Origin of the sequence: Streptomyces sp. NPDC005551 (assembly GCF_042871785.1) — a bacterium.
Taxonomy (GTDB): domain Bacteria; phylum Actinomycetota; class Actinomycetes; order Streptomycetales; family Streptomycetaceae; genus Streptomyces.
In genome coordinates this window covers 65,532-77,648 of sequence record NZ_JBIAJE010000008.1, presented here as the reverse complement: position 1 = coordinate 77,648, position 12,117 = coordinate 65,532, and the positions used below count along the sequence as shown (strand labels likewise).

The window sequence follows — 12,117 nt, the reverse complement described above, 5'->3', positions numbered from 1 at the left end:
CGGCCGCGGTGTCCGCCGGCCGGCGACGATACTGAACTCATGAAGCTCAGCCGTCCCGTCTCCTGGTTCCTGCTCGCCTTCGGGGTGTGGAGCTGGGTCATCTGGATCACTTTCGTCAAGAACCTTGTCAAGGACGGCAGCGGGCTCGCCTTTGACGACGCGGGCGACCCGACGGCGTACTTCTGGGTGCACCTGACTCTGGCCGTCGTCTCCTTTGTTCTGGGGACGATCGTCGGGGCCATCGGGTTGCGCGGTCTGCGCGCATTGCGCCGCACGCCGTAGGGAACCGGCGGGCGAGTCGTTCGGGCACATCACATCTGCGAACCGCGGGGGTTGCTGCGTCATGGTCGTCGTCCTCGTGCTGATCGGGCTGGCGGTACTGGCCGCGTTCGGCGCGTTGCACTGGTACGTGTGGCGCCGCCTGGTGCGCGACACCACGCGCGGTCCCGGGCCCGCCCGCCGCGCCGGCACGGCGGTGTTCGTCGCCGGCCCGGTCCTGATGTTCGCCGCGGTGGCCGCCGAGCGGGGCGGGGCCCCCTTCCCGCTCCAGCGGGCGCTGGCCTGGCCGGGGTTCCTGTGGATGGCCCTGTCGATGTACCTCCTGCTGGCGCTGGCGGCGGGCGAACTGGTCCGGCCGCTGCTGCGCCGGGCGACGGAGCGGCGGGCGGCCTCCGGCGCTCCGTCGCCCGCCGCGGAGGCGGACGCCGGGGTTCCGTCCGGTGCCGGGGGTCCTGCCGGAACGGGCGCCGGTACGGGCTCCGCGGCCGGGCGGCCCGGCGAGCCCGCGGCCGTCGGGCCCGCGGGCTCCGGCTCGGGCCGAGGTGGCCTTCCCGGTGCCGGTGCCGGTGCCGGTGTGGAGCCGACTGTCGCGGAGACCCCGGACGCTGTCGCGGGCGCGCGGTCCGGTGCGGCCGGGGCGGCGTGCGACGGCGGCGGTGTGTCCGGTGGTGCCGGCGCGGGCACCGTGACGCGCGGCGCACCCTCCCGGCGGCTGTTCGTCTCACGGGTCGTGGGCGGTGCCGCGGCCGCCGTCGCCGTGGGGACCGTCGGACACGGGGCGTACGGCGTCCTGCGCGGGCCCGCGGTCAAGCGGGTCACCGTGCCGCTGGCCAGGCTGCCGCGCGCCGCGCACGGATTCCGGATCGCCGTGGTCAGCGACATCCACCTCGGGCCCGTCCTCGGCCGGGACTTCTGCGCCCGGGTCGTCGACACGATCAACGCCACGCAGCCCGACCTCATCGCCGTCGTCGGCGACCTGGTCGACGGCAGCGTCAAGGACCTCGGACCGGCCGCCGCACCCCTGGCCCGGCTCCGCGCGCGCCACGGCGCCTACTTCGTCACCGGCAACCACGAGTACTTCTCCGGAGCCGAGGAGTGGGTGCGCGAGGTACGGGAACTGGGCCTCCACCCGCTGGAGAACGCCCGGACGGAACTGGCCGGATTCGACCTCGCGGGCGTCAACGACGTGCAGGGCGAGAGCGAGGGCCAGGGGCCCGACTTCGGCAAGGCGCTCGGGGACCGGGACCCGGCACGCGCGTGCGTGCTCCTCGCCCACCAGCCGGTCCAGATCCACGAGGCCGTCGAGCACGGCGTCGACCTCCAGCTCTCCGGCCACACGCACGGCGGCCAGCTCTGGCCCGGCAACCTCGTCGCCGAACTGGCCAACCCGACGGTCGCGGGTCTCGAACGGTACGGCGACACCCAGCTCTATGTCTCCCGGGGCGCGGGGGCCTGGGGACCGCCGGTCCGCGTGGGCGCCCCCTCCGACATCACGGTCGTGGAGCTGGCGTCGAAGCGGGCGTGAGGTCGGCCGCCCGCCGGCTCCCGGTCCGGCCGGGGCCCGTGGGAGCACGTCGGCAGCGTCACCGTCACGGCCAGCCCCTCGCCGGGTGCCGTGCGCACCGCCACCTCCCCGCCGTGGGCCGCCACCACGCCCTGCACGATGGCCATCCCGAGGCCGCTGCCCGCGTTGCCTCCCGCGCGGAAGAAGCGGTCGAAGACGCGGGCCGCGTCGTCGTCCGCGAGCCCCGGCCCCCGGTCCGCGACACACACGCGTACGACGCCGTCCGCATGCTCCAGCCCGATCCGCACCGGCACGTCGGCGGGCGTATGGGTCCTGACGTTGGCCACGAGGTTGCCGAGCACCTGGCGCAGCCCCGACTCGTCGGCGTGCACGAGGACCTTTCCCTCGGCGCCCACGGTCACCGGCCGGTCCGGCTGCTGGGCCCGCAGATCCTCGGCCGCGTCCCGTACCAGGGCGCTCAGGTCCACGTTCCTGAACCGCAGCTCGGGACTCTGGTCCAGGCGGGCCAGCGTCAGGAGTTCGTCCACCAGGCGGCTCATGCGGTCGGCCTCCGCGTTCACCCGCTCCCAGGCGCGGGCCCGTTCCTCGGGGGCGCGCAGCATCCCCTTGTCGTACAGCTGGAGATAGCCGCGGATCGCCGACAGCGGGGTGCGCAGCTCGTGCGAGGCGTCCCCGACGAAACGGCGCAGCTGGGCCGCGCTGCGCTCCCGCGTCCGGTGGGCCGACTCGACCTGGTGGAGCATGGAGTTGAGGGCGAGCCGCAGCTGTTCGACCTCCTGCGTCGGATGGTGGCTGGAGGGCACGCGCCGCGTCAGGTCCCCCTCGGCGATCGCCGTCGAGGTCTCCACCATGGCCTCCAGCGGCCGCGTCCGGCGGCTCACGCTGATCATCGTCAGGGCGGCGAGCAGCGCCAACAGCAGTGTTCCGACGGCCACATCGAGCTTGAGGGCCTTCGCGACGCCCTTGTGCAGTCCGTCGGTCGAGGTGGCGAACAGGACGTACGATCCGTCGGCCAGCCGCGCCCCCGTGGCCCGGTAGGCGGCGCCGTGCACGGTGACGTCGCGCGGCTCGGCGTCGGCCGCGAGGGCGCGTGGATCGTCCACCGCGGCGGCCAGTTCGCGCTGGCCGGCGGTGGGGGCGAAACCGCCGAGGGCGACGGCCTCGCCCCGGCGGTCCACCGCCGTGAAGATCGCGTCCGGGTCCGGTGAGTCGCCGGTGGGCAGGAGAAGCCGGTCCCGGACGACCGCGAGGGCGGTCAGCGACTCGATCTGCCGCAGCGTGAGCTGCGAACCGCCCATCGACGAGCGCGTCTTGACCAGCTCGGCGTCGACCTGGTCGAGCAGATAGTGCCGCATGCCCATCAGGCTCACGGCGGTGGCGATGACGATGCCGAGGGCGAGGAGCGCCACGTTCGCCAGGGTGAGCTTGCCGCGCAGCGAGTGGATCCCGTGCCGCGGGCGCCAGAACCTCACGCGAGCCCGTATCCGACACCCCGCCGCGTGGTGATCACGGGCGCCCCCAGGGTGTCGAGCTTGCGCCGCAGATAGCTGATGTAGGTCTCCACGACCGTCGACTCGGCGGGCGTGTGCTCGTACTGCCAGACGTGCCGCAGGAGTTGTTCCTTCGGCACGATCCGGCCGCCGTTGCGGACCAGGAAGCGCAGCAGCGCGTACTCGGTGGGGGTCAGCTCGACGGAGCGGCCCGCGCGGTGGACGCAGTACGTCGACTCGTCCAGTTCCAGGTCGCCGTAGCGCAGCGGCGGGCGCTGCGGCAGCACGTCCGCGGGACGCGTCCGGCGCAGTACGGCGGTGATCCGGGCGATCACCTCGTCGATGTTGAACGGCTTGGTGATGTAGTCGTCGCCGAAACCGAGCGCGCCGACGATCTCGGCGGGCGCGTCGCGGGCGGTGAGGAAGACGAGTGCCAGGTCCGGTTGCCGGGAGCGCAGTTCACGGCCGAGGGCACGGCCGTCGCCGTCCGGCAGCATCACGTCGAGCAGCGCCGCGTCGGGCCTGGTGCGCTCGGCGAGGGACAGTGCCTCGCGGACGGTGCCCGCCGTCATCACCGCGAACCGGTGGTAGCGCAGGGCGATCGCCAGCACGTCCGCGATGCTCGGCTCGTCCTCGACGACGAGGACGGTCGCGCCTTCGCCGCCCCCGGCGGACGCTCCCTCGTGACCGGTCATGCCCCCAGTATCCGGGTGCGGCACGGCAGTTGGGGCGGCTCCCGCTTTGGAGTTCCCTGAGAGTCCCGGGTGGCCCGTGTCGCCGGGTGCGTGTCCGACGGGATCCTGGGGTTCAGGACCCGGGGGACCCGATGAAGGAGCGTAGAGCGTGACGACATTGGCACGGTGGTGCTACCGGCACCGGCTGGTGGTCCTGTTGCTGTGGGTGGGGGCCCTGTTCGGTCTCGGCGCGGCGGGTTCAGCCGCGGGGACCGACTACTCGAACGTCTTCTCCCTCCCGGACACGGACTCCAAGCGCGCGTACGACCTGATGGAGAAGGCCTTCCCGCAGAGCTCGGGCGACACCGACACGGTGGTCTGGAAGGTCGACGAGGGCACCGTGCGGGACGCGTCGGTACGGTCCCGGATCGGGCCCGCCCTCGAGGAGATCGGGAGGATGAAGGGCGTCGGCCAGGTCACCGGACCGTACGCCGGCTCCCGGGGTGCGGCGCAGATCAGCGAGGACGGGAGGACCGCCTACGCCCAGATCACCTTCGAGGAACAGGCGAACGCCGTACCGAAGGAATTGGTGCAGGACGTCGTCGACCGCGCCCAGGACGCCGAACAGGACGGCTTGCGGGTCGAGTTGGGCGGGCAGGCGATCACCCGGATCCAGGAGCCGCCGACCGGCTTCGCCGAGGTCGTCGGCATCGCTGCCGCCGCCGTGGTCCTCTTCCTCGCCTTCGGCGCCCTCTTCGCGATGCTGCTGCCGATCGTCATCGCTATCGCGGGCGTCGGCACCGGACTCATGTCGACGACCCTGCTCAGCCATGTCACGGACGTGCCCGAAGTGGCCTCGCTGCTGGGCTCGTTGATCGGCCTGGGCGTCGGCATCGACTACGCGCTGTTCATCGTCACCCGGCACCGGCGCGGCATCCTGCGCGGCGCCGCCCCCGAGGACGCGGCGGTCACCGCCCTCAACACCTCGGGCCGCGCGGTCCTGTTCGCGGGCGGCACGGTCTGCATCGCCCTCGCCGGCATGCTCGTGATGAACATGCGCTTCCTGGACGGTGTCGTCATCGCGACCTCGCTGACCGTCGTCCTGAGCGTGCTCGCGGCCGTCACCCTGCTGCCCGCGCTGCTCGGACTGCTGGGCATGAGGGTCCTCAGCCGCCGCCAGCGCCGCCGGCTGGCCGCGAGGGGACCGGAGCCGGAGCAGGCGAGCGGCCTCGCGGCGCGCTGGTCGGCGTACGTCCAGCGGCGCCCGCGCTCCACCGCCCTGGCGGCGGTGGTCGTGATGGCCGCGCTGGCGATTCCCGTGCTGTCGCTGCGGCTGGGCACCAGCGACCAGGGCAACCAGCCGACGTCTACGACGACCCGCCAGGCCTACGACCTGCTCGCCGAGGGCTTCGGGCCCGGCTTCAACGGGCCGCTCCAGGTCGTCGTGGAGCGCGGCGACGCGTCCGGCCTGGTGTCGGCCATCGAGGCGGTGGACGGGGTCGAGCAGGTGGCCGCGGCGCCGCCCGCGCGCGGCATCACCGTCATCCAGGTCGTCCCGAGCACGTCACCGCAGTCCGAGGAGACGGACCGGCTCATCGACGAGCTCCGCGACGAGGTGATCCCCGAGTCCGGCACGAAGGCGTACGTCGGTGGCGTGACCGCGGTCTTCAAGGACTTCGCGGCCGTGACGGGGGACCGGCTCCCGTACTTCGTCGCGACGATCATCGTGCTCGGGTTCCTGCTGCTGCTCGTCGCCTTCCGCTCCCTCGTCGTCCCGCTGACGGCGGCCCTGATGAACCTGATCGCGGCCGCCGCGTCCTTCGGTGTCCTGGTCGCGGTCTTCCAGTGGGGCTGGGGTGTGGAGGCCGTCGGCTTCGGCAAGGAGGGCCCGATCACGTCCTTCCTGCCGGTGATCATGCTCTCGCTCCTGTTCGGCCTCTCCATGGACTACCAGGTGTTCCTGGTCAGCCGGATGCACGAGGAGTGGGTGCACACCAAGGACAACGCGCGCGCGGTCCGGGTCGGCCTCGCCGAGACCAGCAGGGTCATCAACTGCGCCGCCCTGATCATGATCTGTGTGTTCTCCGCGTTCGTGCTGAGCGGGGACACGGAGGGGGCGATGGCGGGCATCGGGCTGGCGGCCGCGGTCGCCCTGGACGCCTTCATCCTGCGTACGGCGCTGGTGCCGGCCGCCATGCATCTGCTCGGGCGCTCGAACTGGTGGCTGCCGGCCGGTCTCGACAGGCGGCTGCCGCATCTGGCGGTCGAGCCGCGCGAGGAGACGGAACCCGCCGGGCCGGCCGCCGGGGGAGCGGCGACGGTCGTCCACGGCCTGGTCCGCGACGCCGACGGCCGACCGGTCGACGGCGCCGTCCTCACCCTGCTCTCCAAGGGCGGGCGCCGGCTGGACCGGGTGCACTCGCTGGCCGACGGCTCCTACATCGTCTCGGTGCCGGCCCCGGGCACGTATCTGCTGGCGGCCACCGCCGCCTCGTACGGGTCCCGCGCCCGGCACGTGGTGGTCACCGACGAGCCGCTCGTGCACGACGTGGAGCTGGCCTCGGCGGACGAGGTGGACGCCGTGAACTAGCGCGGCGAGGCCCTGCCGGGGACGCTAGGCCCTGCCGGGACGCGGGAGCCGCGTGCCCGTCCCCGGCGGGGCGCCGCCTCACTCCGTCGGAGGCTCGCCCGCGGGTTCCGCCGTCCGCCCCCGCGCCGCCGGGTCCGGCAGCACCCTGGTCATGCCCGGCAGGAAGTCCGTGAACAGCTCGTGCACCTCGTGGACGAGCGGCCGCAGCACCCGGAACCGGGCCAGCGAGACACCCCGCGCGGTGAGCCGGGCCCCCCGCTCGGCGAGGCGGTAGCTGCGCTCGCGGCCCTCCGTGCGGTCGAACACCCAGTACAGGACGAGCCCCATCTGCGACAGCCACATCAGCTCCGGCAGCACCTCCCGCAGCTCCTCCGGGACCTTCGCCTTGGAACCTGCGAGCACCTGCCGGTGCATGGCGATGGCCGCCTCGCGCGGGCCCTGCGACTCCGGCGAGAAGGGGCTGAGCGGGCTGTCCGGGTCGGCCGCGTTCTTGAAGAACTGCGCCGCGAACTCGTGGTACGGCTCCGCCACGTCCAGCCACGCCGTCAGCACTCCGGCGATCCGCGCCTCCAGATCCTTCTCCCGCTCCAGGACGGGCCGCACCGCCGCCTGGTGCTCGACCCCGATCCGGTCGTAGAAGCCCTGGATCAGGTGCTCCTTGCCGGCGAAGTAGTAGTAGGCGTTGCCGACGGAGACCCCGGCCTCCTTGGCGATGGCCCGCATGGTCGTCTTGTCGTACCCCCGCTCCTGGAAGAGGCGCAGGGCCGTCTCCAGGATCAGGGCGCGGGTCTGCTCGCTCTTGGCCGGGCTCCGGTCGGCGCCCGCGGCGGAGCTCCGCCCGTCGCTCTCGGCGGGGCCGGGACCGGGGGCGGGCGCCGCGTCGGGTCCGGGGCTGTCGTTCGGTGCTGGCACGGGAACAGAGCCTAACGAGTGGCGCGGGCACCGCTGTCACAGGCGGGCGGGGTGTAGACCCAGCCGGCCCGCGGGTCGTAGGTCCACCCGTCGCCGCCGTAGTACGTGCGGCCGCCCCACTCGTCGGCTCCGGACCGGTGCGTCCCGCGCCACTTCGCGGCGGCCAGCATCGCCCCCCTGGCGAGACGCGCCCCGGCCGGGGTGCTGAGCCGGTGGGCGAGCGGGCGGTGCTCGCGCAGCGCCCACAGGCAGACGATCCAGGCCGCGGAGCCGCGGTAGACCTGTCCCGAGTCCCCGACGACGGTGATCTCCTCGAGGGTGACCCGGTGGTCGAGCCCGGGGAAGCGGCGCCGTGCCTCCTCCGATCCCGCCGGGACCAGCCGCAGCGGCACCAGCTGCGGCTGCCTCACCAGCCAGTCGCGCAGGAACGCGCACAGCCCGCAGCGGGCGTCGTACAGGACCGTGAGCCCGCGGACCGGGACGCGCGAGGCGTCCCGGTCCCGCCCGGCGGCGTTGGCCGCCGGGTTCACCCCGCTCACATCCCGGCCGCGGGAGCGACCCACTCCTGCGGCGCGACGGGCGGCAGCTGCTCCCGCTCCATGACGCCCCGCCGCCGGATCCTGTTCAGGACGAACACGTTCCCCAGGTGCATGACCCCGAGGACCAGCAGCACCACGCCGAGCTTGGTCGACAGGGCCTCGAAGACCCCGCGGGCGTCGGCGATCTCGTCGTCCTGGTTCAGGTAGAGCGCGACGAAGCCGAGATTGACCAGATAGAAGCCGACCACCAGGAGGTGGTTGACCGCTTCGGCGAGCTTCTCGTTCCCGTGCAGCACGTCGGCGAGGAAGATCCGCCCGTTGTGGCTGAGCGTGCGCGCCACCCAGATGGTCAGCGCGATGCTGACCAGCAGGTAGATGACGTACGCGACGACTGTGAGATCCATGTCCCCACCCCTTGTTGAACACGTTCAAAACGTTGTCGTGACCGACTGTAGACCTGCTTTTGAACATGTTCAAGTCAGGGTGGTGGCCGCCGTGCTGCGGGCTAAGGCCGTGTGGTGCGCGCGAGTTCGGGGCGCTTGCCGTAGTCCGTGAAGCCGATGACGTTGCCCCACGGGTCGGCGATCTCCACCGTCCAGCCGGTCGCACCCGGGAAGGGCGCGTCCAGGGGCTGGATGCCGGCCGCGGCGAGCGCGTCGGCCGCGGCCCGCGCGTCCCGCACCTCCAGCCACACCCGGGGCGTGGCCCACGGCGGCTGGCGGTGACTCAGCTCCTCGTCCAGGCGCAGCAGCAGGCCGGGCGTCTCCTTGCCCACCTTCAGCAGGGCGATCCCGGCCTCGTCGAGCCGGAAGGCCACGGGGAACCCGGCCCGCTCGTAGAAGCCCACCGCCTCGCCGAGGCTCCCGACGGGCAGCACCACGTTGTCGAAACCGAGCAGTTCGTACGACTCGTCATCTGACATGGCGTCAGGCTAAAACGGCATCCGTATTTCCCCCGGCAACCCGACCAGCCGGTCACCGGCATGGCGCAGGCCCCAGGGCGCGGGCCGGGCACGCCGAAGGCCCCGCTCCCGGAAGGGAACGGGGCCTTCGGCCCGGCCTCGAAGGTCAGATGCGGCGCGTGATCAGCGCGCGCTTGACTTCCTGGATGGCCTTGGTGACCTCGATACCGCGCGGACAGGCGTCCGTGCAGTTGAACGTCGTGCGGCAGCGCCACACGCCGTCCTTGTCGTTGAGGATCTCCAGGCGCTGCTCGCCCGCCTCGTCACGCGAGTCGAAGATGAAGCGGTGCGCGTTGACGATGGCGGCCGGACCGAAGTACTGGCCGTCGTTCCAGAACACCGGGCACGACGACGTGCACGCGGCGCACAGGATGCACTTCGTCGTGTCGTCGAACCGCTCGCGGTCCTCGGCGGACTGCAGACGCTCGCGCGTCGGCTCGTTCGTGTCCTTCGTGATGAGGAAGGGCATCACGTCGCGGTACGCCTGGAAGAACGGGTCCATGTCGACCACGAGGTCCTTCAGCACCGTCAGGCCCTTTATGGCCTCGACCGTGATCGGCTTCCCGGGGTTGATGTCCTTGATCAGGGTCTTGCAGGCGAGGCGGTTCTTGCCGTTGATCCGCATGGCGTCCGAGCCGCAGATGCCGTGCGCGCAGGACCGGCGGAACGTCAGCGTGCCGTCGAGGTCCCACTTGATCTTGTGGAGGGCGTCGAGGACACGCTCCTTCGGGTCGATCTCCAGCTGGAAGTCTTCCCAGGTCGCCTCGGCCGAGATCTCCGGGTTGTACCGGCGGATCCGGAAGGTGGCGGTGATGTAGGGGGAATCGGCGAAGCCCGCCTCGGGCTTGCCGGCGCTGTCCGCCTTGTCGAGGGTCGGGGTAGCCATCAGTACTTACGCTCCATCGGCTGGTAGCGGGTCTGGACGACCGGCTTGTAGTCGAGACGGATGGACTCGGTGCCGTCGTCGCCGACCTCGCGGTACGCCATGGTGTGGCGCATGAAGTTGACGTCGTCGCGGTTCGGGTAGTCCTCGCGGTAGTGCCCGCCGCGGGACTCCTTGCGGGCGAGCGCGGAGACGGCCATGACCTCGGCCAGGTCGAGCAGGTTGCCCAGCTCGACCGCCTCGAGGAGGTCCGTGTTGTACCGCTTGCCCTTGTCCTGGATCGACACGTTCCGGTAGCGCTCGCGCAGCTCGGCGATCTTCTCGACCGCGGTCTTGATCGTCTGCTCCGTGCGGAACACCATCACGTTGGCGTCCATGCACTCCTGGAGCTCCCGGCGGATGTCGGCGACCCGCTCGTTGCCCGTGGAGCCGCGCAGCCGCTCCACCTGGGCGGCGACCAGCGACGCCGGGTCCTCGGGCAGCTCGACGTAGTCGGCCGTGGCCGAGTACTCGGCGGCGGCGATACCGGCCCGCTTGCCGAAGACGTTGATGTCGAGCAGCGAGTTGGTGCCGAGGCGGTTGGCGCCGTGCACCGACACGCAGGCGACCTCACCGGCGGCGTACAGACCCGGGACGACCGTGGTGTTGTCCGCGAGGACCTCACCCCGGACGTTGGTCGGGATGCCGCCCATGGCGTAGTGCGCGGTGGGCTGGATCGGGATCGGGTCCGTGTAGGGCTCGATGCCGAGGTAGGTACGGGCGAACTCCGTGATGTCCGGGAGCTTGGCGTCGAGCTGCTCCGGCGGCAGGTGCGTGAGGTCGAGGTAGACGTGGTCGCCCTCGGGACCGCAGCCGCGGCCCTCACGGATCTCCGTGTAGATGGAGCGCGAGACGACGTCACGGGACGCGAGGTCCTTCATGACCGGCGCGTACTTCTCCATGAAGCGCTCGCCGTCCTTGTTGCGGAGGATGCCGCCCTCACCGCGGGCGCCCTCCGTCAGCAGGATGCCCATGCGCCAGATGCCGGTCGGGTGGAACTGGAAGAACTCCATGTCCTCCAGCGGCAGCCCGCGGCGGTACACGGCGGCCTGGCCGTCACCGGTCAGGGTGTGCGCGTTGGACGTCACCTTGAAGAACTTGCCGGTGCCGCCGGACGCGTAGATCACGGCCTTCGCCTGGAAGACGTGGATCTCGCCGGTCGCCAGCTCGTACGCGACCACGCCCGCCGAGCGCTTGACGCCGTCGACCTCGGTGATCAGCTGGTCGAGGACGTAGAACTCGTTGTAGAACTCCACGCCCTCCTTGACGCAGTTCTGGTACAGCGTCTGGAGGATCATGTGGCCGGTGCGGTCCGCGGCGTAGCAGGACCGGCGGACCGGGGCCTCGCCGTGGTTGCGCGAGTGGCCGCCGAAGCGGCGCTGGTCGATGGTGCCGTCCGGGGTGCGGTTGAACGGCAGGCCCATCTTCTCCAGGTCGAGGACGGAGTCGATGGCCTCCTTCGCCAGGATCTCGGCGGCGTCCTGGTCGACCAGGTAGTCACCGCCCTTGACCGTGTCGAAGGTGTGCCACTCCCAGTTGTCCTCCTCCACGTTGGCCAGCGCGGCGGCCATGCCGCCCTGCGCGGCACCCGTGTGGGAGCGGGTCGGGTAGAGCTTCGTCAGGACGGCGGTGCGGCTGCGCTTCGTCGCCTCGATGGCGGCGCGCATGCCGGCGCCGCCGGCGCCGACGATGACGGTGTCGTACTTGTGGATCTTCATGATTCTCGCAGCCCCGTGCCTAGCGGATGTTCGGGTCGAAGGTGAAGATCACCAGCGTGCCCAGCAGGATGGTGAACACCGTGGCGGTGTAGAGCAGGCCCTTGAGCCACAGCCGGGACGTCGTGCGCTCGGCGTAGTCGTTGATGACCGTGCGCAGGCCGTTGGCGCCGTGCAGCATGGCGAGCCACAGCATGGCCAGGTCCCAGGCCTGCCACCAGGGGGACGCCCAGCGGCCCGCCACGAAGGCGAAGCCGATCTTGGAGACGCCGCCGTCGAGGACGAGCTGGATGAGCAGGTGGCCGAGGACCAGGACGACCAGGACGATGCCGGACAGGCGCATGAAGAGCCAGCCGTACATCTCGAAGTTGCCGCGGGTCGACTTCGGGGTCTTCCTGGTCCGCTTGCGCGGGGCCTCGATCAGGGGAGCCGGGTTGTCGACGCCGTACAGCGAAGCACCCGCGCCCTCGACGGGGCCGATACCGGAGGTGGTGGTCTCAGTGGACATCG

Annotated in this window: 12 protein-coding genes; 3 read left to right on the top strand and 9 right to left on the bottom strand. The window is 71.8% G+C overall.

The window, feature by feature from the left end; translation table 11 throughout:
- Nucleotides 1-39: 39 nt before the first annotated feature.
- Entirely contained in the window at nucleotides 40-282 is a 243-nt protein-coding gene (locus ACFYP4_RS23450) for an SCO4848 family membrane protein (RefSeq protein WP_358854978.1), read from the top strand.
- A 61-nt stretch (nucleotides 283-343) separates the two neighbouring features.
- Entirely contained in the window at nucleotides 344-1,804 is a 1,461-nt protein-coding gene (locus ACFYP4_RS23445) for a metallophosphoesterase (protein WP_388787738.1), read from the top strand.
- Here the strand turns inward: ACFYP4_RS23445 and ACFYP4_RS23440 are convergent.
- The gene (locus ACFYP4_RS23440; RefSeq protein WP_388787735.1) at nucleotides 1,708-3,276 is read right to left on the bottom strand and encodes an ATP-binding protein; all 1,569 of its coding nucleotides are present in this window, start codon (nucleotides 3,274-3,276) and stop codon (nucleotides 1,708-1,710) included. The genes ACFYP4_RS23445 and ACFYP4_RS23440 overlap by 97 nt on opposite strands.
- Complete coding sequence (locus ACFYP4_RS23435) at nucleotides 3,273-3,989, bottom strand: response regulator transcription factor (RefSeq protein WP_358854354.1); 717 nt, start codon at nucleotides 3,987-3,989, stop codon at nucleotides 3,273-3,275. The genes ACFYP4_RS23440 and ACFYP4_RS23435 overlap by 4 nt, the downstream gene beginning before the upstream one ends.
- A 157-nt stretch (nucleotides 3,990-4,146) precedes the next feature.
- Between ACFYP4_RS23435 and ACFYP4_RS23430 the strand changes: the two genes are divergently transcribed.
- A complete protein-coding gene (locus ACFYP4_RS23430; protein ID WP_388788203.1) occupies nucleotides 4,147-6,558 on the top strand; it encodes an MMPL family transporter in 2,412 nt (803 codons plus the stop codon).
- A 78-nt stretch (nucleotides 6,559-6,636) separates the two neighbouring features.
- Here ACFYP4_RS23430 and ACFYP4_RS23425 read toward each other — a convergent pair whose 3' ends face one another.
- The 7 genes from ACFYP4_RS23425 to ACFYP4_RS23395 form a co-directional block, all read right to left on the bottom strand.
- A complete protein-coding gene (locus ACFYP4_RS23425; RefSeq protein WP_388787732.1) occupies nucleotides 6,637-7,470 on the bottom strand; it encodes a TetR/AcrR family transcriptional regulator in 834 nt (277 codons plus the stop codon).
- 11 nt (nucleotides 7,471-7,481) lie between these two features.
- Complete coding sequence (locus ACFYP4_RS23420) at nucleotides 7,482-8,009, bottom strand: thiol-disulfide oxidoreductase DCC family protein (RefSeq protein WP_388787729.1); 528 nt, start codon at nucleotides 8,007-8,009, stop codon at nucleotides 7,482-7,484.
- On the bottom strand, nucleotides 8,006-8,413 hold the full coding sequence (locus ACFYP4_RS23415) for a hypothetical protein (RefSeq protein ID WP_358854356.1): 408 nt from the start codon (nucleotides 8,411-8,413) through the stop codon (nucleotides 8,006-8,008). Before ACFYP4_RS23415 ends, ACFYP4_RS23420 begins: the two co-directional genes overlap by 4 nt.
- Before the next feature lie 101 nt (nucleotides 8,414-8,514).
- Nucleotides 8,515-8,931 carry a VOC family protein gene (locus ACFYP4_RS23410; RefSeq protein ID WP_358854357.1) on the bottom strand — a complete coding sequence of 139 codons (417 nt, stop codon included), beginning with the start codon at nucleotides 8,929-8,931 and terminating at the stop codon, nucleotides 8,515-8,517.
- 145 nt (nucleotides 8,932-9,076) lie between these two features.
- Nucleotides 9,077-9,856 (bottom strand): succinate dehydrogenase iron-sulfur subunit, encoded by a 780-nt coding sequence (locus tag ACFYP4_RS23405; protein ID WP_358854358.1) that lies wholly within the window; start codon nucleotides 9,854-9,856, stop codon nucleotides 9,077-9,079.
- The gene (gene sdhA / locus ACFYP4_RS23400) at nucleotides 9,856-11,610 is read right to left on the bottom strand and encodes a succinate dehydrogenase flavoprotein subunit (RefSeq protein ID WP_388787725.1); all 1,755 of its coding nucleotides are present in this window, start codon (nucleotides 11,608-11,610) and stop codon (nucleotides 9,856-9,858) included. The genes ACFYP4_RS23405 and sdhA overlap by 1 nt, the downstream gene beginning before the upstream one ends.
- A 19-nt stretch (nucleotides 11,611-11,629) precedes the next feature.
- A complete protein-coding gene (locus ACFYP4_RS23395) occupies nucleotides 11,630-12,115 on the bottom strand; it encodes a succinate dehydrogenase hydrophobic membrane anchor subunit (protein WP_358854360.1) in 486 nt (161 codons plus the stop codon).
- Nucleotides 12,116-12,117: the final 2 nt, after the last annotated feature.